Origin of the sequence: Lysobacter sp. Root983, assembly GCF_001429345.1 — a bacterium.
GTDB lineage: Bacteria > Pseudomonadota > Gammaproteobacteria > Xanthomonadales > Xanthomonadaceae > Lysobacter.
On the sequence record NZ_LMJO01000022.1, the window covers coordinates 43226 to 64179 of the forward strand.

Sequence of the window (20954 nt, forward strand, 5' to 3'; positions counted from 1 at the left end):
AAGTTGCCACCATAAATGCGCATAGACGACGTGTCAGAGGCGCGGCAGGACTCGCCGCAAAGCTCGCCGGTTCCGGACCGCGATGCCCACCTCTTGCCGGACCTGGCGCCAGCCACACAGGCTTTGGGGAGCGACACCGGACGTATGACCATCGCCACGACGTCCATGGGCCGGATTCTGGTGGTCGACGACCAGGCCGCCAATCTGCGCGTGGTCGGCACCCTGCTGCAGCGCCAGGGCTACGAAGTGATCCCGGCCTCCAGCGGCGACGAAGCGCTCGCGCGTTACGCCGAATCCGAACCCGATCTGATCCTGCTCGACGTGATGATGCCGGGCATGGACGGGTTCGAGGTCATGCAGGCGCTGCGTGCGCAGGCGCCGTTGAAGGTGCCGGTGGTGTTCGTGACCGCGGCCCACGACCGCGACCTGCTGCTGCGCGCCTTCGACGCCGGCGTGGTCGACTACGTCACCAAGCCTTTCCTGCCCGAGGAACTGCTGGCGCGGGTCAACGCCCACGTCGGCCTCAAGCTCACCCGCGACCGCCTGGAACGGGTCGCGCGCGAGCGCGAGGAGCTGGTCAACCTGGTCGCGCACGACCTCAAGAATCCGCTCACCAGCGTGTTGTTCGCCAGCGACCTGCTGCGCAGCGGCGGCTGCAAGCCCGAGCGCGTGCCGCGCTACCTGCAGATGATCCACGAGAGCGCGGACGATGCCCTGGGCTACATCCGTCACTACCTGGAGAGCAGCAGCGCCGGCAAGCGCGCGGCCAGCGGCGACGAGCGCGCCGACCTGGGCCAGACCCTGGAATGGCTGGTGCACCGCTACGAGATGCAGTTGGACGCGCGCGGCATCCGCATCGAGGTGGCGCCGCCGCCGGGCACGGCCGAGGTCGCGATCGACCCGCGCGTGCTGCGCCAGGTCAGCGAAAACCTGGTCACCAACGCCATGAAGTACGCGCCCGGCAGCGAGCTGCTGCTGGCCGCGCGTCCGGGCGCGCCGGGGTTCTGGCAGTTGATCGTGGCCGACCGCGGCCCCGGCATCGCGCCCGGGCGTCAGCGCGAACTGTTCAAGCCGTTCGTGCGCCTGCACGAGGACAGCGTCGACGACGGCCTGTCCAGCGGGCTGGGTTTGTCGCTGGCGCGCCAGATCGTGGCCAACTTCGGCGGCCAGCTCTGGTACGAGGATCGCCGCCAGGGCGGCGCGCGTTTCGTGGTGGAACTGCCCGAGGCGCCGTAACGGCGACCCCGGGCGATCCGGACCGGGCCTTACTCGCTGGCGGTGCCTTCGTCGGTCGTCCGAGCGCGGCGGCGGCGGGTGCTGCCGTCGGCGCGGCGCGCGTCGATGCGCTTGGCGCTGCCTTCGATCGGCGCGTCGGCGCGGTTCTGCTTGGCGCGATGGCGGGCGGCCAGCCACAGCAGGCCGGCGCCGGCCACCGCGGCCACCGCGATCGCCGGGTTGCGGCGCACGAAACCGCCGGCCACGCGCGCGCCGGTCTTGACCGCGCCCAGCACGACGCCCGCTTCGAGCAGCTTGCCGGCACTGCCGGGGACCTGTTTGAGACTCTCGCCGACCGTGGCGACGAGTTCCATGGCGCGTTCGGGCAGCGTATTGAGCTTGCTCATCGGATCCGATCCTGGGGCTGGAATGCGAGCGCCAGTCTCCATCGCGGATCGTTGAAATCGCGTGATCGGGGTCGCGTATTGCCCGCTCGGGGCTGAATGCCGATCATGGCCGCACCCGATCGCCCGATCCGGGACCGACCCGACGCGAGCCGCCATGATCCGAGTGCTGCCCAACGTGCTCAACGCCGCCGAACTGCAGGCGGTGCGCGAGCTGCTGCCGCAGGTGCGCTTCGGCGACGGCCGCGTCACCAATCCCGACTCCACGGTCAAGCAGAACCTGCAGGCGCCGCAGGAGGACCCGGCCAACGCGCGCATCGCCCAGATCGCGCGCGACGCCTTCATGCGCCACCCCGATGTGCGCACCTACGCCCACCCCAAGCAAATGGCGCGGACCACGGTGGTGCGCTACGAGCCGGGCATGAACTACGGCTGGCACGTGGACGAGGCCTTGTTCCCGTCCACGCCGCCGCTGCGCAGCGACCTGTCGTGCACCATCTTTCTCAACCCGCCGGGCGAGTACGACGGCGGCGAGCTCATGATCGAACTCGGCGCCCAGCACCTGACCTACAAGCTCGACGCCGGCAGCGCCATCCTCTACCCGTCCACCACCATCCACCGCGTCACCCCGGTCACGCGCGGCGTGCGCCTGGCCGCGATCACCTGGCTGCAGAGCTGGGTCGCCGACGTGTCCAAGCGCGAGTTGCTGGTGCAACTGGACGAAGCGCGCGCGATCGCCGCCGCCCTCCCCGGCGGACCGGACCCGCGTCTGCAGGTGCTGCTGGAATCGCTGCGCACCAATCTGTTCCGGATGTGGGCCGATACGTGAGCGCGCGGCGGCGCGCGGCCTGGGCGACGGCATGCGCGCTGTCGCCTACCAGCGCCTGCGCGTCGGACATGTCGGGTCTGATGACGATCATGATCGGCCTGCCGGTGATGGCGGCGGCGCTGCTGGTGCTGGGCGTCATGGCCTTGTGGCGGCCGCTGGGACGCGCCGGGCGCGGCGTGGCCGCGGTGGTGTTCGCGCTCGCGGCGATCGTCGCCCTGATCCTGCTGCGCGATTCGCTCACGCTATTCCCGCGCTATACCGACCTGGGCGTGCTCTTCTACGGCTTGTTCGCCGCGGCGGCCGCATGCTTGGTGGTGGTCCTCGCCAAGCGCGACAAGGCGGACGCCGGCGCAGACCGAAAGTAGCGCGACGATGCGGTTCGCCTAAGGCTCACCGCATCCTACGACCCGTGCTTTTCCCGCCCCTCCCGTGCTTTTCCTCCCCCTTTGGAAAAGGGGGATTGAGGGGGATTTGCTTTGCTCGCGACGATGCCGCCGCGGCGAATCAGTCGACGACGGCCGCCAATGCCGGTTCGCGGCGCACGAGCGTGTCGACCCAGGCCACGCCTTCGGCGATTTCGTCGGCGTGGCGTTGCATCGCCAACGCCAGGTCGTGGGCGCGGTCGTCCGCGCTGTAATCGTGGGTCTGCGCTTTGGAATAACGGCCCCAGGCCGGTGAGGCCAGCGCTTGCGCCACGCCCTGCGGGTCCAGACTCAGATGCGTCGCCAGACGCTGCAAGCTGGCTTCGGGCTGGGTGAGCAAGGTTTCGAAATCCAGACGCAGCACGCGCGTAGCGTGTTCGCCGCCCGCATGTGCGGCGAAGCGAACGCGCTCGGCCAGCCAGCCCATCGCGCATTGCTGCGGCAACGACAAGGCATGCAGCGCCGCATCGGCGGCGTGCCCGCGCGCCTGCAGATCGCGCAGGCGTTCGCCGGCGGCGCTGGCGGCGTCGAGCACCGAGGCCGGCGATTTCAGCAAGGTCGCCAGGTACGGGCGCAAGGGCATGTCCAGCAGCACCGCGCGCGCGTCGCCGCAAGCGTTCAACAGCGGCGCGATCAGGCCGTTGCAGCCGCTGGTGGCCTTGATCACGCTGCGTGTCTGCGGCGGCAGGGCGCGGCTCCAGTTGCCCCACAGCGCGCGCAGCAACTGCGGCGCTTCAGTGTCGGACAGGCGCGAATCGGGCCGGCCGAGTTGCGGCCAGGCTTCGGCCAGCGTGCGCAACGGCAGCGGTTCGCGCAGGCCCTGCACCTGCGGCCAGGCGCTGAGTACGCGACTGAGCAGGGTCGAGCCGCAATGGCCGATGTGGAAGATCGCATCGGCCTGGGGACCGCCCTGCGCGAGCGCGGGCGGCAACGAGTCCAGCGGCATCCAACCGCCCTCGGCATTCGCCGGCAAGGCGCGATCGTCGAGGAAGGCGGCCTGCGCGCGTTGTTGCGCGTTCAAGCGCAGCCACAGCACGCGACGACCGACCAGGTCGAGCTTGAACGGCAGGAACTCGGGGAGGTCGGCGGGGCTGGCGCTCATGCGCGGCGAAGGACGGTAGCGGGAACCAGAGCAGTGTAGGCGATGCGTCCGAGGCCTAGCAGCCGCCGCGGCGCGGCGGCGTGCGCATACCGCCCTAGGTCCCGCGCGGCTTGGCGCGATGGGTCGCCGTCGCGGTCCAGGGATCGTCGGGCCAGGGGTGCTTGGGATAGCGGCCCTTCATTTCCTTCTTCACTTCCGGATAGGTGCGCTCCCAGAAGCCCTTCAAGTCCTGAGTGACCTGCAAAGGCCGGCCCGCGGGCGACAGCAGATGCAGCGTCAGCGGCACCCGACCGTCGGCGACGCGCGGCGTGTCGGCCAGGCCGAACAGCTCCTGCAGCTTGACCGCCAGCACCGGCGCGGCGGCGCCGCCTTCCTCTTCGTAGGCATAGTCGATGCGGCGTTCCATGCCCGAGGGCACGACGATGCGGGTCGGCGCGAGCGCGTCGATGCGCTGGCGCAACGACCAGTCCAGGCGCGAGCGCAGGGCGTCGCCGAGTTCGCTTTCGCTGAGCGCGTCCAAGCGGGTCTTGCCGGACAAGGCCGGCTTCAGCCAGTCGTCCAGATCGTCCATGAGCGCGGCATCGGACAGGTCCGGCAGGCCCTGCTCGCCGGCCAGTTCCGGCAGCCAGGCGCGCAAGCTGCGCACGCGCGCGCGCCATTGGCTGAGCGATTCGGTCCAGGGCAAGGCATCCAGGCCGAGCTGACGCACCGCATCGACCAACGCATCGGCGTAGCGCGACGGATCCGGCCGCGCGAGCGGGCGGCTATCGATCACGATGCGGTCGTAGCGGCGCTCGCGCACCGCCGCGATCGCGCGCGCGTTGGCGTCCCAGACCACCCGGTCCTCGCTGACGAAGCGCTGCGGGAACTCGCGCTCCAGGCGCGCTTCATCCAGCGGCGCGGCGCGCAAGACGCGCGCGTCGCGCGGGTCGTCGCGCAGTTCGCTGATCACCAGCCAACGTTCGCCGTACACCGCGCTGTCGTCGAACAAGCGCGCGCTGCGGCCGTTGGCGAGCTGATAGCGGTAGGGATCGCTGGGGTGTTGACGCGCGATACGGTCGGGGAAGGCGTGCAGCAGCAGGTCGCCGAGCGCGTGCGACGGCACCTGCGACGGCGGCGCGCGGTCCAGACGCAGGCGCCGGCGCCATTGCTTGCTGGCCTGATCCAGCGCGGCCAGGGCCGAACGCGAGGCCTCGGGCGGCGCGCGCCCGGCGCGAAACGCGGCCAGCGCCTGCCAGCGCGCGGCCAGCGCATCGCCGCCGCTGCGCAGCGGATCGCGCGCTTCGATCAGCGCGGCCAAGTCGCAAGCCAGGGCGCGTTCGTTCGCATCGCTGGGCGCCAGCAACATCGCGGCCAGACGCGGATGCGTGCCCAGCGCCAGCACGCGCCGTCCGAACGCGGTGATCGCGCCGCCGTCGAGCGCGCCCAGGCGCTGCAGCAGTTCACGCGCGGCGGCCAGGGCGCCGTTGGGCGGCGCGTCGAGGAAACGCAACGAGGCATCGCCCCACGCAGCCAGCTCCAAGGCCAGTCCGGCCAGTTCGACCTGGGCGATCTCGGGCCGGCGCTGCGGCTCCAGGCGCTGCGATTCCGGCCATAGCCGATAGGCCCAGCCTTCGGCGACGCGGCCGGCGCGACCGGCGCGCTGGTCGGCCGAGGCCTGCGCGATCGCGACCACGTCCAGGCGCGCGAAACCGCTGTTGGGGTCGTAGCGCGGCTCGCGCGCCAGGCCGGCATCGATCACCACGCGCACGCCGGGCAGGGTCACGCTGGATTCGGCGACGTTGGTGGCCAGCACCACCCGGCGGCGGCCGTCGGGATCGGGCTGCAACACGCGCGACTGTTGTTCGACCGGCAGTTCGCCGTGCAGGGCCAGCACATCGACGCCGCGCAGCGTCTCGCTGGTCTGCAGAGCGGCGTCGACGCGCGCGATCTCGCGCTGGCCGGGCAGGAACACCAGCACGTCGCCGGGGTGCTGGCCCAGGGCCTGCTCGACCGCGCGCCGGGTCTGGTGTTCGAGTTTCTCGTCGCGGCGCGCGGGATGGTGGGCGATGTTCACCGGATAGCTGCGGCCGGCGCTGCTCAGGCGCGGCGCGTCCAGGAACTGGGCCAGGCGTTCGCCGTCCAGGGTCGCCGACATCACCACGATGCGCAGGTCCTCGCGCAGCGCGGCCTGCACGTCCAGGGCCAGGGCCAGGCCGAGGTCGGCGGCCAGATGACGTTCGTGGAATTCGTCGAACAGCAGCGCACCCACGCCGTCCAGGGTCGGATCGTCCTGGATCATGCGGGTGAGGATGCCCTCGGTGACGACCTCGATGCGGGTGCGCGCGGAAATCTGGTTCTCGAAGCGGATGCGGTAGCCGACGGTCTCGCCGGCGGCCTCGCCGCGCTGGCGCGCCATGAACTGCGCGGCCGCGCGCGCCGCGACCCGGCGCGGTTCCAGCATCACGATCTTGCGGCCCTGCAGCCAGGGCGCGTCCAGCAACGCCGGCGGCACCTGGGTGGTCTTGCCGGCGCCCGGCGGCGCCTCCAGCACCAGGCGCGGATGCGCGGCCAGGCTGTCGCGTATCTGCGGCAGCAGGGAATCGATGGGGAAGACGGGCGCGGTCACGCGCGCAAGGATACGCGGGGGCGGCGCGCTTGCCATCGCGGCGCCCGCGCCACGACGCGCCCCGCTTTCCGCTTCCTGTGGGAGCGGCGTAAGCCGCGATGGCTCCAGTACGCCGGGATCGCCGATTGCGTCGTGGCCGGCACTCATCGCGGCTTACGCCGCTCCCACAGAAGACACAAACAGACAGAAAGTACAGACAGGACGCCCAGAGAGCCGCGTGGCCGGCATTGCTAAACTGCGCGCCTCGCTACCGAACGCACCCTCATGCAACTGCTCGACATCGGCGCCAACCTCACCCACGACAGCTTCGATCCCGACCGCGACGCGGTGCTGCAGCGCGCGCGCGCAGCCGGCGTGGCGCAAATGGTGGTGACCGGCGCCAGCCGCGAGCATTCGCCCAAGGCCCTGGCGCTGGCGCGCAAGCACCCCGGTGAGCTGTACGCCACCGCCGGCGTGCATCCGCACCATGCCAGCGAGTACACCGCCGAATGCGACGCCGAGATGCGCGCCCTGCTCTCGCATGCCGAGGTGGTGGCGGTGGGCGAATGCGGGCTGGACTACTTCCGCGATTTCTCGCCGCGCCCGGCCCAGCGACGCGCGTTCGAGCAGCAGCTGCAGATCGCGGTCGACACGCGCAAGCCGCTGTTCCTGCACCAGCGCGACGCGCATGCCGACTTCATGGCGACCCTGCGCAACTTCGACGGCCGGCTCGGCCCGGCGGTGGTGCACTGCTTCACCGGCACCCGCGAGGAACTGTTCGACTACCTCGATCAGGACTGGCACATCGGCATCACCGGCTGGCTTTGCGACGAACGCCGCGGCCAGCACCTGCGCGAACTGGTCAAGAACATTCCCGCCGACCGCCTGATGATCGAGACCGACGCGCCCTATCTGCTGCCGCGCACGGTCAAGCCGGCGCCCTCGCACCGCCGCAACGAGCCGATGTACCTGGCCCACATCGTCGAGGAACTCGCGCGCGATCGCGGCGAGGACGTGGCCCTGACCGCCGCCAACAGCACCGCGACCGCGCGCGCGTTTTTCCGTCTGCCGGCGCCGTAAGCCGCGCGCCGACGGGAGCTAGCGCGCGCGATCGCAGGGTTCGGTCGCTGCACGCGCGAACCGCGCCGCCTCGCCATCCACGCTCGATCCGGCCTGGGCCGCCATCGGCGGTCCCGCCGCGGCGCAGTCCACGGCTGCGTCGCAAGCGCCCGGGCGCGCGTCCGCCAAGCCCGTCGCGGGTGCCGGCGGCAGGCCCAGGCCGGCGAGCACGAACGCCAACAGTCCCAGCCAGGGAATGCGGCGCCCGTCATCGCGCTCATTGCGCGGCGAAATCACCGCAGCCGTACCAGTTGGCGGTTTGCGCCGCGCCGGCGATCACCGCATAGGCGTGCTTCTTGCCGGCGCTGTCCAGGCAGGTCTTGCCGCTGGCGACCTTGTTGATGCGCACCACCAGTTCGCGCAACTGGCCGTTGACGTTGATGCGCCCGATCAGGGCGTAGCGGTCGGGCTGCGGTTTGATCTTCGGATCGGGGATCAGGCCGCCGTAGGCCACGCCGGCCAGTTGCGGCACCACCAGGTCGTAGCGCACGGCCTTGGCGCCGGTGTCGACGATCAGGCCCCAGCCCTGATTGCCGCCGCGGAACACCGCCGCCGGATACGAGGCGGCGACCGGATCGGCCGAACGCACCGGCGCCGGCCAGGACGCGAGCACGCTGGCCAGACCCAGGCCGGCGATAGCGACGACGAGTACACGCATGGAGCGCTCCTGCGGACGGCGACGGCGAGCTTGCCGTCTCCCCTTAGAACGCGCGGGCGCGGACTACGTGAATGCGTCGGCGCCGGCCACGCGCGCTCAGCCGATCGCGGGGGCGTCCAGCGCGGCCAGCTTGTCCGGATTGCGCATGATGTAGATGCGGGTCGCGCGGCCGTCCTGGTCGTAGGCGAACGACAGCGAGGCGGCGACGTGGCCGTCGTGCTCCAGGATCACGCCGCGCGCGCCGTTGAGGTCGGACACGATCCAGCGGTACTCGCCCCAGTACTGGCGTAGCGACCCCAGCACGAAGTCCAGCACCTGCTCGCGGCCGTGCAGCACGTCCAGGCGCGTGGGCACCTTGCCGCCGCTGTCGGCGCGCAGCTCGATGTCGTCGGCCAGCAGGGCCGCGAAGTCGTCGGTGCGGCCGCTGGCGATCGCGCCCTCGAACGCGGCCAGCAACTGGTCCTGGCGCTGCTGCGGGGTGACGTGGCGCACCCCGCCTTGCTCCACGTGCGCCTTGGCGCGCGAGACCAGCTTGCGGCAGGCCGGTTCCTGCAGCTCCAGGGTGCGCGCGATCTGCGGATAGGGCATATCGAAGATCTCGTACAGCAGATAGGCCGCGCGCTCCTTCGGCGTCAGCCGTTCCAGCAGCAGCAGGAAGGCGGTGCTCAACGATGAGGCCAGCGACAGCGCGGCCTCGGGATGATCCTCGCTGGCGCTGTGGATGGGCTCGGGCAGCCAGGAGCCGACGTAGTCGACGCGGCTGCGGTGCGCCGAGCGCAGCAGGTCGATGCTGCGCCGGGTGCAGATCGTGGTCAGCCACGCGGCCGGGTTGTCGATCGCGGCGTGGTCGGCGTCCTGCCATTTCAGATAGGTGTCCTGGACCGCGTCCTCGGCGTCGGCGCGCGAGCCGAGGATGCGGTAGGCCAGGCCGATCAGCAGACCGCGCTGGCGTTCGAAGGTCGCCGCGAGCGCGGCGGCCCGCGGGTGCGAGGCCTGCGCCATCAGTGCCTCGACACCTGGATGCGGTTCCACAGATTGATCATCGCCACGGTCGAAGTCAGCACGCCGATCTCATTGTCGCTGAAGTGCTGGCGCAGGCGCGCACGCAGCGGGCCCAGCTCGGTGTCGGGCTGCAGCCGGGTCAGGGCCTCGGTCCATGCCAGCGCGGCGGCTTCGCGCGCGCTGAAGTCTGCGCGTTCGGCCCAGTCCGCCAAGGCCTGCAGGCGCTCTTCGGTTTCGCCGTCGGCGATCGCTTCGCGGGTGTGCATGGCGATGCAGTAGTCGCAGCGGTTGATCTGCGACGCGCGCAGCTGCACCAGATGATGCAGGCCGCGCTCCAGACCGTGACTGTCCATGGCCCGGTGCACGCTGCCCAGGGCCTGCAGCACATCGGGGATTTCGCGCTGGTAGTTGATCGCGCGTGCGGCGGTGTCGTTCATAGCTTCGCTCCAGGGGCGACGGACCATTCCGTCTTACTGGAACGACGATCCAGTCCGCGCCGCTGTGACATGCGGCCGCGAACCGGTCGGCTAGGCCGCGCTCAGTACACCGCGAGGTCGCCGCAGCCCTGCAGCGGCGGGTCCATGCCTTCCACGCGCACGCTCACGCTGTGCTGATGCGGGCGGTCGCCGTCGTCGGTGCAGTCCTTGCGCGAGATCTCGATGATCATCGGCTTGGGGCCTTGCGCCGTGTCCAGCGCGCCGCTGAGCACGATCAGCGAACTCGGCGCGTCCGCGGGCTGGCCGTTGTAACGCGCCTGCCCCTTCGCGCTGTAGCTGCCCGAGCCCCAGGTCAGGGCCACGGTGTGCTGCATGTCGCCGCTGGCCTGGATGTCGACCGACCAGTGCTCGCCGAAGCCCTTGAACGCGGGCACCGGGCTGACCTTGCCGACCTGGTCGGCGCCGATCTTGCCGGCCGGGCGTTCGGCGGGCGCGAGGCGGTCCGGCGCGACCGCCGGTTCGGCCGGGGCGGGGGTGGTGGCGGCGCAGCCGGCCAAGGCCGCGCTCAGTACGGCGGCGGACAGATAGGACAGGCGCATGCGGTCGCTCCGGGGCGTTCGAGGGCGCCAGTAGAGCGCATGCCGTGTGGGCGTAGGGTTAACGGACGGCGGCGAGCCGGCGCGCGTCCACGGCCTGCGGCGCCAGCACGATGCTTACGCGCTGGGCGCCGGCACGCCGGCAGGCGCGGCCGACATCGACCATCAGCCGCGCGCGCACGGCGTAGGCCTGGCCGAGGTTGTCGATGCCGGTCAGGCGCGCGACCGCCTGTTGGTCGGGCAGCGCCGGGCGCGCGCAGTCGATCAACAGCGTGGCGTCTTGCGGCGGGGTGGCGGCCGCGGGAAGGACGGCCAGCGCGAGCGCGGCGGCCAGGGACAGGACGGTCAGCTTCATGGCGTAAGGTCGGTAGCGCCGGAGGGCCCGGCCCGCACAGGCTGGCGCCGCGTCGCCGCGCGGTCTTTAGGGCGGCATGAGGAAGGTCACTGGGAAGCCCGAGGCCGCAGACCTAAGCTTGGGAAAAGCTTAGGCCGCGTCAGCGCGGCCCGCGCGTAACCGTTAATGGCCCGTCCCCCGATGGTCCGCGACCGCATCACATGACCTCCGCCGTGCCCCCGATCGATCCTGCCCCGCCCGACCTCGCCCCGCTCGCCTTCGACGCCATCGTGATCGACCGCGGCGGACGCCGCCTGCTGCGCGACGGCGAGGTGCAGGCGCTGGAGCCCAAGGCCTATGCGGTGCTGGCGCTGCTGGCCGGCGCCCCTGGGCGGGTGTATGCGCGCGACGAGATCCTGGACGCGGTCTGGGGCCACCGGCATGTCACCCCGGGCGTGCTGAACCGGGTCATGACCCTGCTGCGGCACGCCCTGGGCGAGGACGCGGCCTCGCCGCGTTACCTGCACACCGTGCACGGCTACGGCTATCGCTTCGATCTGCCGCCGGCGGTCGCGTCCGCCGGCGGGGCCGGCCCGGAATCGGTGGGCGATACGAACGCCCCGATCCCGCCGCGTGGCGCCGGCGACGCGGTGGCGATGCCGCCCCGGACGCGGACGCGCGCGATCCTGCTGACCGCCCTGGCCGCGCTGCTGACGATCGCCGCCCTGGCGTGGTGGCGCTACGGCGGCGAGGGCGGCGCCGACCCCGGCGGGGCCGGCGCCCGCAGCGAAGCGCCGCCGGTGCTGGCGGTGCTGCCGCTGCGCGCGTTCGGCGACGACCCGCGCAGCCAGGACTTCGCCGACGGCCTGAGCGAGGAGCTGATCGGTCTGCTCGCGCGCATCGATGGCCTGCGCGTGACCTCGCACACTTCCTCGGTGCAGTTCCGCGACGCCAAGCTGCCCTTGGCTGAGATCGCGCGCCGCCTGCGCGCGACCCACGTGCTGGAAGGCAGCGTGCGCCAGGACGGCGAGCGCCTGCGCATCAGCCTGCGCCTGGTCGAAGCCGCCAGCGACCGCACCCTGTGGACGCAGGACCTGGACCGCGAGTTCCGCGACATCTTCGCGATCCAGCGCAACATCGCCTACGCGATCGGCAACGCCATGCAGCGCCAGCTCGGCGAGAAGCCGCCGGCGCCGCCGGCCAACGAAGACCCGGCGCTGTACCAGCGCTACCTGATCGCGCGCAACGCCTCGTCCGGCGGCTTGCGCAACACCAACTCCTCCGGGCTGGCGTCCGAGAACGCCTTGCGCGCGCTGCTGCGCGAGCATCCCGATTACGCGCGCGCCTGGGGCGCGTTGGCGGCGCGGCTGTGGCTGCGCTCGCTGGCCAAGGAACCCGGCCGCGACGCCGTGCGCGCCGAGGCCGATCAGGCCGCGGCCACGGCGCTGAAACTGGATCCGCAACAACCCGACGCGTTGGGCGTGCAGGCCAACCGCGCCTGCCGCGAACAGCAATGGCAGCAATGCCTGAGGCTGTCCGAACGCTCGATCGCGCTCACGCCCTCGGACACCTCCTGGCGCGGCGCCCACGCGCAGCGCCTGGCGACCATGGGCTACGTCGATCAAGCCCTGCGCGAGATCGACGACACCCTGCTGATCGCGCCTTACGATCCGATGCTGCACTTCTGGCGCGGTCGGTTGCTGGACACCCTGGGCCGCCACGACGAGGCGCAGTCGCATCTGGCCATGGCCGATCCCGTCCAGGCCAAGACCGCGCGCTACTTCAACGCGGCCTGGCGCCGCGACTACGCCACCGCCGCGCGCATCGCCCAGACGCTGCCATCCGATATGCCCTGGCGCAATTCGGAAATCGCCGCGGCCGCGGCGCTGCAGGATCCCTCGCGCTGGCCGGCGGTGCTGCCGGCGATCGAAATCTCCGAACGCAGCCTGAGCTACGGCCAGGTCGACTACGACTTCACCCGCCTGCTGCTGCCGGTGCGCGACTACCGCCGCGACATCGCCGGACTCGACGCGGTGCAGCGCGCGGGCTACGCCTCCTACCACTGGGTGCTGTGGCAGCCCGAATCGCGCGCGCTGCGCCGCGATCCCGCGTTCCAGGCCTATCTGCGCGACAGCGGACTGGCCGCGTTCTGGCGCGAGCAGGGCTGGCCGCCGCTGTGCCGCTCGGATGGCGGCGACGGCGCGGTGTGCGACTAGGTCGGCGTCGTAGGGTGCGGTGTTAACCGCACCGTCGCGAGTGTTCGATGCGGCGCGGCGATGCGGTTCGCCTGGGGCTCACCGCATCCTACGATGCTTACGGCGCGTCCGCCTGCGGCTTAAGGCGCCTGCCGCAGCAAGGCATCGATGTCGCCGCGTACCTCGGCGCAGTGGCTGGCCCGATAGCTTTGCTCGTCGGCGATCTCTTCCGCCGGCAACTTCAGCAACTCGATCATGGATTGGCCCATGCCCTCGTACATGTCGTCGCCGTAGCGCGCCTCGTCGACGGACACGCCCGCTTCGCGCGCCCGCGCGTCGGTCTGCGCGCGCAAGCTCGCGGCCAGCCGGCCCAGATCGTCTTCGCCGTAACCGCACAGGGACGCGCGGCTCAGGCGCATGCCGTCGGCGATCGCCAGTTCGCGCAGCAGGCGCATCGCGTCCGATTCGACCTCAGATCGCGCAGCGGCGGTTTCGGCGGCGGCAGCGCCGCCGCTCAGAGCCAGTGCCAGCATCAGCGCCGCCGCGTTCGCGCCGCGGCGCGCGCTCAACTGCGCAGCCCGACGCCGCGCTTGAGCAGCCACAGGCCCAGCGCCGCCAGCGCGACGACGAAGCCCAGCATCAGCGCATAGGCCACCCACAGCGGCACGTCGGAGCTGCCCAGCAGGCCGTAGCGGAAGGCGTTGACCATGTAGAAGATCGGATTGGCGTGGGTCATGGCCTCGGCCCACGGCGGCAGCAGCTTGACCGAATAGAACACGCCGCCCAGATAGGTCAGCGGGGTCAGGATGAAAGTCGGCACGATCGCGACGTCGTCGAACTTCTTGGCGTAGACCGCGTTGATGAAGCCGGCCAGCGAGAAGATGGTCGCGCCCAGCAACACCGTGGTCAGGGTCACCAGCGGGTGCGGCACGCTGACCTTGGTGAAGCACATCGCGATCAGCAGCACGATGGTGCCCACCATCAGGCCGCGCAGCACCGCACCGGCGACGTAGCCGGTCAGGATCACCCAGTTGGGCATCGGGCTGACCAGCAGCTCCTCGACGTGGCGGCCGAACTTGGCGCCGAAGAAGCTGGAGGAGATGTTGCCGTAGCTGTTCTGGATCACGCTCATCATCACCAGGCCGGGGACGATGAACTCCATGTAGCTGTAGCCGCCCATGTCGCGGATCTGCGAGCCGATCAGGCCGCCGAAGATCAGGAAGTACAGGGCCATCGTGATCGCCGGCGGCACGAGGGTCTGGCCCCAGATGCGCAGGATGCGCGCGACTTCGCGCCGCACGATGGTGCCCAGCGCGGTCAGGTTGCGCTGCGCGTTGCTGATGGGCGGATTCGCGACGACCTCGTTCATGCGCTGGGCTCCGGTTGCGCGGGCGCGCCGTTGGCGGGCGGGCCCTTGTCTAGATGGTCGCCGGTCAAGCGCACGAACAGTTCCTCCAGTCGGTTGGACTTGGTGCGCATCGAGCGCACCCGGATGCCGGCCTCGCCCAGGGTCGCGAACACGCGGTTGAGATCCATCGCGCGCGGCATCTCCAGGTCCAGGGTGTGGTCGTCGGTGGCGCTCAAGGTGGCGCCTTCGATGCTGGGCAGGTTCGCCGGCAGCACGCCGTCGATGTCGAACAAGAAGCCTTCGACGTCGAGCTTGGCCAGCAGCGCCTTCATCGGGCCCTGCTCGACGATGCGGCCGTGGTCGATGATCGCCAGGTTGCGGCAGAGGCTTTCGGCCTCTTCCAGATAATGCGTGGTCAGGATGATGGTGGTGCCGGCGGCGTTGATCTCGCGCAGGGTCTTCCACATGCCGCGGCGGATCTCGATGTCCACGCCCGCGGTGGGCTCGTCCAGAATCAGCAGCTGCGGCCGGGTCATCATGGCGCGCGCGATCATCAGGCGCCGCTTCATGCCGCCCGACAGGGTGCGGCTCATCATCTGCGCCTTGTCCCACAGCTGGGCGCGCTTGAGCTCTTCCTCGGCGCGCTCGATCGCGACCTTGCGCGGCACGCCGTAGAAGCCGGCGTAATTGACCAGGATGTCGAGCGGCTTCTCGAACATGTTGAAGTTGAGTTCCTGCGGCACCAGGCCGATCAGGCGCATCGCCGCCCCGCGCTGCTTGGTCAGGTCGGTGCCGAAGATCTCGACCGAGCCGGCGCTGAGGTTGACCAGCGAGCTGACGATGCCGATCAGGGTCGACTTGCCGGCGCCGTTGGGCCCGAGCAGGGCGAAGAAGTCGCCCGGGGCGACGTCCAGGGAGACGCCCTTGAGGGCTTCGACGCGGTTGTCGTAGGTCTTGCGCAGCGCGCGCACGGACAGCGCGGGCACCGCCGCGGTGCCGCCGGCCGCGGTGGGCGCGAGCGCCGCGGAGGCCGTACCAGCTTGGTTTTGGGTCATTTCGGGAAGCCTGCGCCGCGAGCCGCGCGGCGATAACCGGTAGTATAGGCGCCCCCGTGGTCGCGCTCCGGCCACAGACTGTTGCAGGTTTGTCGGTAGCCGTGGCCATCCAGCATTTCCCCCTCAAGCTCGTCTCGCGCCGCATGCTGGCCCCCACCGTGGGCCACTACACCTTCGTGCGCGACGACGGCCAGCCGCTGGATTACATCCCCGGCCAGTTCATCCAGGTTCACTTCCAGTACGCCGACGGCACCGCCACCAAGCGCAGCTACTCGCTGGCGACCATCCACGACCACGCCCTGGGACCGGGCGAGGCGGTGGAGATCGCGGTGAGCTACGTGCCCGGCGGCGCCGCGACGGCCTTGTTCGAAGGCCTGGACGAGGGCGGCACGGTCGACGCCAGCGGCCCGTTCGGGCGCTTCTGCCTGATGCCCGCCGACGCCAACCGGCGCTACCTGCTGATCGCCACCGGCACCGGCGTGACCCCGTACCGGGCGATGCTGCCGCAGCTGGAGGCCCTGATCCGCGAGCGCGGCATCGAGGTGGTGCTGCTGTTCGGCGCGCGCACCCCGGACGAGCTGCTGTACGGCGACGAGTTCCGCGCCTTCGCCGACCGCCAGCCCAACTTCCGCTTCGTCCCCTGCTACTCGCGCGAGCTGCCGGCCGACCCGCACCCGGACACCCGCCACGGTTACGTGCAGCAGTTCCTGGACGAGTTCGCGCCCCAGGGCGAGACCGACATCGCCTATCTGTGCGGCAACCCCAACATGGTCGACGCCTGCTTCGAGGCGCTCAAGGGCCACGGCCTGCCGGTGCCGGCGATCCGCCGCGAGAAGTACGTCAGTAGCAAGTAGCAGGAGTGAGCGTAGAGGAGTGAGAAGTGAGTAGAAGCGTTTTCGCTCGCTCCTCACTCCTCTACGCTCACTTCTGGCTTTTCGCTCCCAGCCTCACTCCTGCTCCACACCATGCCCGCCACGATGGCGGCCTCCCAGCAGCGGGGCCGGTCATGGGCATGCACAGCGGTTTCACCCGTGTCGCCAAATGGGCGTCGCGCTTCACCGGCCGGCCGCTGTGTTTCGCGCTGGCGGTGGGATTGATCCTGGTCTGGCTGATCACCGGGCCGCTGTTCGGCTTCAGCGATACCTGGCAGCTGGTCATCAACACCGGCACCACCATCATTACCTTCCTGATGGTGTTCCTGATCCAGAACACCCAGAACCGCGACACCGAGGCCATGCAGATCAAGCTCGACGAGCTGATTCGCGCCAGCCACGACGCCCACAACGCGCTGCTGGACCTGGAAGAGCTGGACGAGGCCGCGCTGGACCGTTACCGCAGCCGCTATCAGGCGCTGGCCCTGTCCGCGCGCCAGGGCGGCGAGAGCGACGAACTGGAAGAGCGCCGTTCCGACCCGGCGCCGGATCTGTAGGCGCGACCTACCGCCTCCTGTGGGAGCGGCGTAAGCCGCGATTGTCGTCCCGATACGCAAGATGCCGGTCGTTGGCACCGGCGTCTTGCGCACGATGTCGCCGACGCCGGACGCCCCTTGTCGCGATCGCGGCTTACGCCGCTCCCACAGGAGGCGTCGCGGCTACCCCGCCGCTGGGCCCGCCTGCACCGACGCGACCGCGACCGGCCCGCACTGGTCACATTTTTCCGCCTGCCTCAGTCTGTCATCCTGAAGGCGTATCGCCTTAGGACGAGAGGGATCCATGCGTATCACCCAGACTTTGACGGCCGCGCTCGCGGCCGCCCTGCTGTTGGCCGGCTGCGGCCAGGGCCCGGCCGCGAAGGATCCGGCCCAGGCCGGCGCCGGCCAGCGCCTGTACGGCAAGATCGCCTTCAAGCCCTGCTCGCTAGCCAGCCCGTTCGCGGCCGACAGCATCGCCGCACAATGCGCGCGCTTTGCGGTGCCGGAGAACCCGGCCCTGCCGAAGGGCCGCCAGGTCCAGCTCAACATCGCCTGGCTGCCGGCGACCGACGAGGCCGACATCGCCGCCGATCCGGTGTTCTTCCTCGCCGGCGGCCCCGGCCAGGCCGCCACCGAAGTCTGGCCGACCATGGACTCGGCGTTCCGCGAAGTGCGCAAGCACCGCCACATCGTGCTGATCGACCAGCGCGGCACCGGCGAGTCGAACCCGCTGATCTGCCGCAACGCCAAGGGCGATAGCGCGGTGATGGAGGACGACGCCGGCGGCATCGACGCCGCGGTCAAGTTCGCCGGCGACTGCGCGGCCAAGCTGCAGGCCGATCCGCGCTACTACACCACCACCGACGCGGTGCGCGACCTGGACACGGTGCGCGCGGCGCTGGGCGCCGACAAGATCGACGTGGTCGGCGGCTCCTACGGCACCCGCGTGGCGCAGCAGTACGCGATGCGCTATCCGCAGCACACCCGCGCGGTGGTGATCGACGGCGTGGTCCCCAACGAGCTGGTGCTGGGCTCCGAGCACGCGCGCAACCTGGACGCCTCGCTGGCGCTGCAGTTCGAGCAGTGCCGCAAGACGCCGACCTGCCGCCAGCGTTTCGGCGACGATCCGCGCGCGCAGCTGCGCGAGCTGATGGCGCGCCTGAAGGCGCATCCGGTCGAGGTCGAGTACCGCGATCCGACCACCGGCGAACTGAAGCGCGACATGGCCACCGCCGGCGCGGTCGCCGGCCTCACCCGCATGTTCGCCTACGCGCCGCAGGCCGCCGCGCTGCTGCCGCTGGTGCTCAACGAGGCCGACCAGGGCCGCTACGCGCCGCTGATGTCGCTGGCGCAGATGATCCAGGGCCAGGTCAGCGAACAGATCATGCACGGCATGCAGCTGTCGGTGATCTGCGCCGAAGACGCGGATCTGTTGAAGGACGATCCGGCCGACGCCGACACCGTGATGGGCAGCGACCTGTCCACGGTGCTGGTCGCGCAGTGCAAGGCCTGGCCGACCGGCAAGCGTCCGGCCGATTTCCACGCACCGTTCAAATCGTCCCTGCCGACGTTGCTGCTGTCGGGCGAGTTCGATCCGGTGACGCCGCCGCGCTACGGCGAGCAGGTGCTCAAGGGCCTGCCCAACGGTCGTCACCTGGTGCTGCGCGGCCAAGGCCACGGCAGCTTCGCCTCCGGCTGCATGCCCAAGCTGCTGAGCCAGTTCCTGGAAAGCGCCGACGCCAAGCAGCTCGATGCCAAGTGCCTGGGTACCCTGGACTACGTGCCGCCGTTCGTCTCGTTCAACGGGTGGGAGCCTTGAAGGCTGAGATTGGAGATTGGGGATTTGGGATTCGTAGAACCCCTCCCTCGATTCTCTCCGCTTTTGCCAATCCCGAATCCCTAATCCCAAATCCCGGGCGAAGCCATGATCACCGCTAACGATCTGCACAAGAGTTTCAAAACCAAGACCGGCGTGGTCCACGCCGTCGAGGGCGTCGACTTCGAGGCCCGCGACGGACAGATCACCGGCCTGCTCGGCCCCAACGGCGCGGGCAAGACCACCACCCTGCGCATGCTCTACACCCTGATGCAGCCCGATCGCGGCGACATCCAGGTCGACGGCGTCGATGCGCGCCGCGATCCGGCCACGGTGCGACGCGCGCTGGGCGTGCTGCCCGACGCGCGCGGCGTGTACAAGCGCCTGACCGCGCGCGAGAACATCGCCTACTTCGGCGAGTTGCACGGCATGTCGCGCGCGGCGATCGCCGAACGCACGCGCACCCTGGCCGCGGCGCTGGACATGAACGACATTCTCGACCGCCAGACCGAAGGCTTCTCGCAGGGCCAGCGCACCAAGACCGCGATCGCGCGCGCCCTGATCCACGACCCGCGCAACGTGATCCTGGACGAGCCCACCAACGGCCTGGACGTGATGACCACGCGCGCGATGCGCGGCTTCCTCAAGCAGCTGCGCGACGAGGGCCGCTGCGTGATCTTCTCCAGCCACATCATGCAAGAGGTGGCCGCGCTCTGCGATCGGATCGTGATAGTGGCCAAGGGCAAGGTGGTCGCCTCCGGCACCGCCGACGAGCTGCGCGCGCAGACCGGCGAAGCCAATCTCGAGGACGCGTTCGTGCGCGCGATCGGCAGCGACGAGGGCCTGCACGCATGAAGACCTCCTGGTTCTCCGCAACGATGGCGGTGATGCGCAAGGAACTGCGCGACATCGGCCGCGACCGCCGCACCCTCGCCCTGGCCCTGCTGCTGGGTCCGCTGCTGTACCCAGTGCTGATGCTGGGCATGGGCTCGCTGGCCGAGAAGCGCGCCAAGACCCAGCTCGACAAAACCCTGGAAGTGCCGGTGCTGGGCGCCGAGCGCGCGCCCAACCTGATCGCCTACCTGGCCACCCGCGGCATCGTCGCGACCAAGCCGCCGGCCGACCTGGACCAGGCGATTGCGCGCCAGGACGTCGACGTCGCCCTGCAGATCGGCGCCGAGTACGGCAAACAGTGGAAGGACGGACAGCCGGCGCAGGTGGAGATCGTGCAGGACACGACGCGGCGCGACGCCGAGATTCCGAGCGCGCGTCTGCGCAACGCTTTGGAGTCGTACAGCCAGCAGGTCGGCGCGCTGCGCCTGCTCGCGCGCGGGCTGTCGCCGACGATCGTGCGGCCGGTCAACGTGGGCACGCGCGATCTGGCCACGCCGGAAGCCAAGCGCGGCCTGATGCTGTCCTTCATGCTGCCCTACCTGCTGATCTTCTCGTCCTTCATCGGCGGCGCGGCCCTGATCCTGGACGCCACCGCCGGCGAGCGCGAACGCCAGTCGCTGGAACCGTTGCTGGCCACGCCGGCCTCGCGCGGCTCCATCGTCAGCGGCAAGATCGCCGCGGCCTGCGTGCTGGGCTTCACGTCCCTGCTGCTGACCTTGCTGGCGTTCAAGCTCAGCGCGCAGATGGGCACGGGCAGTTCGCGCATGCTCGACGTGAGCTTCATGGCGATCGGCAAGATGCTGCTGATCCTGCTGCCGATGCTGTTCATCGGCACCGCGCTGCTCACCTATCTGGCCGCTGGCGCCAAGAGCATCAAGGAAGCGCAGAGCCACATGACCTGGCTGATGTTGATGCCGATGGTGCCGACCATCATCCTGATGGTGAACCCGCTCAAGACCCAGCTATGGCAGTTCACGGTGCCGTTCCTGGCCCAGAACCAGCTGCTGTTGAAGGTGATCCGCGGCGAGTTCATCGCGCCGCAGGTGTGGATGGTCTACCTGGCCGCCGGCTTCGCCCTGGCCGCGCTGCTGTGGTTCGCGGCGGTGCGCCGTTACCACAACGAACGCCTGGCGATTTCGGGCTGAGGTTCGAGCCGCAGTGTGTATCGCAGAAAGCCCGGCCTCGCGCCGGGCTTTTTGTTTCGTTGCGGCGCGGCGCGTGGCCGTAGGGATGCGACGACCACCGCACCGTCGCGATGCTTCGGTGTCACGCGACGATGCGGTTCGCCTAAGGCTCACCGCATCCTACGTTCGCGAGCGTCGTCGTAACGACGCAGCGCTTGCTGCGACTGCGGTTGTTGCTGTTGCTGTTGCTGTTGCTGTTGCTGCGGAATTCAAATCCAAAAGCGCCGCATTCACACGACCAACTGTAGACCCGAAGGGCGGCGCGCAGGACGCGCGCCGTTTTTCGAATGGACAGGGATGTCCATTCGAAAAATCCCGGCGAAAGCCCCGAACTCGCAGGGGAGGG

General features: G+C 70.2%; 22 protein-coding genes. 10 read left to right on the top strand and 12 right to left on the bottom strand.

The window, feature by feature from the left end:
- The first annotated feature begins 144 nt into the window (after positions 1–144).
- Positions 145–1236: a hybrid sensor histidine kinase/response regulator gene (locus tag ASE43_RS20825; RefSeq protein WP_057161794.1), complete on the top strand. Its 1092-nt coding sequence runs from the start codon at positions 145–147 to the stop codon at positions 1234–1236.
- Positions 1237–1265: 29 nt separating this feature from the next.
- Here the strand turns inward: ASE43_RS20825 and ASE43_RS20830 are convergent, their stop codons facing one another.
- Positions 1266–1622, bottom strand: a complete 357-nt coding sequence (locus tag ASE43_RS20830) for a hypothetical protein (protein ID WP_056177490.1) — start codon at positions 1620–1622, stop codon at positions 1266–1268.
- Between the two features lie 154 nt (positions 1623–1776).
- Between ASE43_RS20830 and ASE43_RS20835 the strand changes: the two genes are divergently transcribed.
- Together ASE43_RS20835 and ASE43_RS20840 are read left to right on the top strand one after the other, a co-directional pair.
- Positions 1777–2448, top strand: coding sequence for a Fe2+-dependent dioxygenase (locus ASE43_RS20835; RefSeq protein WP_056177488.1), 672 nt, complete (start codon positions 1777–1779; stop codon positions 2446–2448).
- Positions 2449–2516: 68 nt separating this feature from the next.
- Positions 2517–2813 carry a hypothetical protein gene (locus ASE43_RS20840; protein WP_057161795.1) on the top strand — a complete coding sequence of 99 codons (297 nt, stop codon included), beginning with the start codon at positions 2517–2519 and terminating at the stop codon, positions 2811–2813.
- A gap of 139 nt (positions 2814–2952) precedes the next feature.
- On the opposite strand, the gene ASE43_RS20845 is transcribed toward ASE43_RS20840, so the two are convergent.
- Both ASE43_RS20845 and hrpB read right to left on the bottom strand, forming a co-directional pair.
- Positions 2953–3972 (bottom strand): hypothetical protein, encoded by a 1020-nt coding sequence (locus ASE43_RS20845; protein ID WP_057161796.1) that lies wholly within the window; start codon positions 3970–3972, stop codon positions 2953–2955.
- 94 nt (positions 3973–4066) lie between these two features.
- On the bottom strand, positions 4067–6580 hold the full coding sequence (hrpB, locus tag ASE43_RS20850) for an ATP-dependent helicase HrpB (RefSeq protein WP_057161797.1): 2514 nt from the start codon (positions 6578–6580) through the stop codon (positions 4067–4069).
- 264 nt (positions 6581–6844) lie between these two features.
- Here hrpB and ASE43_RS20855 point away from each other — a divergent pair, with 264 nt between their 5' ends.
- On the top strand, positions 6845–7639 hold the full coding sequence (locus tag ASE43_RS20855; RefSeq protein ID WP_056177479.1) for a TatD family hydrolase: 795 nt from the start codon (positions 6845–6847) through the stop codon (positions 7637–7639).
- A 256-nt stretch (positions 7640–7895) separates the two neighbouring features.
- On the opposite strand, the gene ASE43_RS20865 is transcribed toward ASE43_RS20855, so the two are convergent.
- From ASE43_RS20865 to ASE43_RS20885, 5 genes are all read right to left on the bottom strand, one after another.
- Positions 7896–8336 (bottom strand): hypothetical protein, encoded by a 441-nt coding sequence (locus ASE43_RS20865; protein ID WP_057161799.1) that lies wholly within the window; start codon positions 8334–8336, stop codon positions 7896–7898.
- Positions 8337–8432: 96 nt separating this feature from the next.
- Entirely contained in the window at positions 8433–9338 is a 906-nt protein-coding gene (gene sigJ, locus ASE43_RS20870) for an RNA polymerase sigma factor SigJ (protein ID WP_057161800.1), read from the bottom strand.
- Complete coding sequence (locus ASE43_RS20875) at positions 9338–9775, bottom strand: carboxymuconolactone decarboxylase family protein (RefSeq protein WP_057161801.1); 438 nt, start codon at positions 9773–9775, stop codon at positions 9338–9340. Before ASE43_RS20875 ends, sigJ begins: the two co-directional genes overlap by 1 nt.
- Positions 9776–9876: 101 nt before the next feature.
- Positions 9877–10374, bottom strand: a complete 498-nt coding sequence (locus ASE43_RS20880; RefSeq protein WP_057161802.1) for a hypothetical protein — start codon at positions 10372–10374, stop codon at positions 9877–9879.
- A 58-nt stretch (positions 10375–10432) separates the two neighbouring features.
- Positions 10433–10726 carry a hypothetical protein gene (locus tag ASE43_RS20885; protein WP_057161803.1) on the bottom strand — a complete coding sequence of 98 codons (294 nt, stop codon included), beginning with the start codon at positions 10724–10726 and terminating at the stop codon, positions 10433–10435.
- Between the two features lie 200 nt (positions 10727–10926).
- On the opposite strand from ASE43_RS20885, the gene ASE43_RS20890 reads away from it, so the two are divergent.
- On the top strand, positions 10927–12921 hold the full coding sequence (locus ASE43_RS20890) for a winged helix-turn-helix domain-containing protein (protein ID WP_057161804.1): 1995 nt from the start codon (positions 10927–10929) through the stop codon (positions 12919–12921).
- A 119-nt stretch (positions 12922–13040) separates the two neighbouring features.
- On the opposite strand, the gene ASE43_RS20895 is transcribed toward ASE43_RS20890, so the two are convergent.
- The 3 genes from ASE43_RS20895 to ASE43_RS20905 are packed head-to-tail and all read right to left on the bottom strand — an operon-like array spanning position 13041 to position 15219.
- The gene (locus ASE43_RS20895; RefSeq protein WP_157500169.1) at positions 13041–13433 is read right to left on the bottom strand and encodes a hypothetical protein; all 393 of its coding nucleotides are present in this window, start codon (positions 13431–13433) and stop codon (positions 13041–13043) included.
- A 32-nt stretch (positions 13434–13465) separates the two neighbouring features.
- Positions 13466–14269, bottom strand: a complete 804-nt coding sequence (locus ASE43_RS20900; protein ID WP_056177461.1) for an ABC transporter permease — start codon at positions 14267–14269, stop codon at positions 13466–13468.
- A complete protein-coding gene (locus ASE43_RS20905) occupies positions 14266–15219 on the bottom strand; it encodes an ABC transporter ATP-binding protein (RefSeq protein ID WP_056179767.1) in 954 nt (317 codons plus the stop codon). Before ASE43_RS20905 ends, ASE43_RS20900 begins: the two co-directional genes overlap by 4 nt.
- 227 nt (positions 15220–15446) lie before the next feature.
- Between ASE43_RS20905 and ASE43_RS20910 the strand changes: the two genes are divergently transcribed.
- The 5 genes from ASE43_RS20910 (at position 15447) to ASE43_RS20930 (ending at position 20569) form a co-directional block, all read left to right on the top strand.
- Positions 15447–16157: an FAD-binding oxidoreductase gene (locus ASE43_RS20910; protein WP_057161806.1), complete on the top strand. Its 711-nt coding sequence runs from the start codon at positions 15447–15449 to the stop codon at positions 16155–16157.
- A gap of 152 nt (positions 16158–16309) precedes the next feature.
- Positions 16310–16732: a low affinity iron permease family protein gene (locus ASE43_RS20915; protein ID WP_057161807.1), complete on the top strand. Its 423-nt coding sequence runs from the start codon at positions 16310–16312 to the stop codon at positions 16730–16732.
- A gap of 283 nt (positions 16733–17015) precedes the next feature.
- Complete coding sequence (locus ASE43_RS20920) at positions 17016–18533, top strand: alpha/beta hydrolase (protein ID WP_057161808.1); 1518 nt, start codon at positions 17016–17018, stop codon at positions 18531–18533.
- Positions 18534–18638: 105 nt separating this feature from the next.
- On the top strand, positions 18639–19385 hold the full coding sequence (locus ASE43_RS20925; RefSeq protein ID WP_056177453.1) for an ATP-binding cassette domain-containing protein: 747 nt from the start codon (positions 18639–18641) through the stop codon (positions 19383–19385).
- Positions 19382–20569: an ABC transporter permease gene (locus ASE43_RS20930; protein ID WP_056177451.1), complete on the top strand. Its 1188-nt coding sequence runs from the start codon at positions 19382–19384 to the stop codon at positions 20567–20569. Before ASE43_RS20925 ends, ASE43_RS20930 begins: the two co-directional genes overlap by 4 nt.
- A gap of 142 nt (positions 20570–20711) precedes the next feature.
- Here ASE43_RS20930 and ASE43_RS22785 read toward each other — a convergent pair.
- Positions 20712–20954, bottom strand: a 243-nt coding sequence (locus tag ASE43_RS22785) for a hypothetical protein (protein WP_235568853.1), incomplete at its 5' end; no start/stop codon positions are given.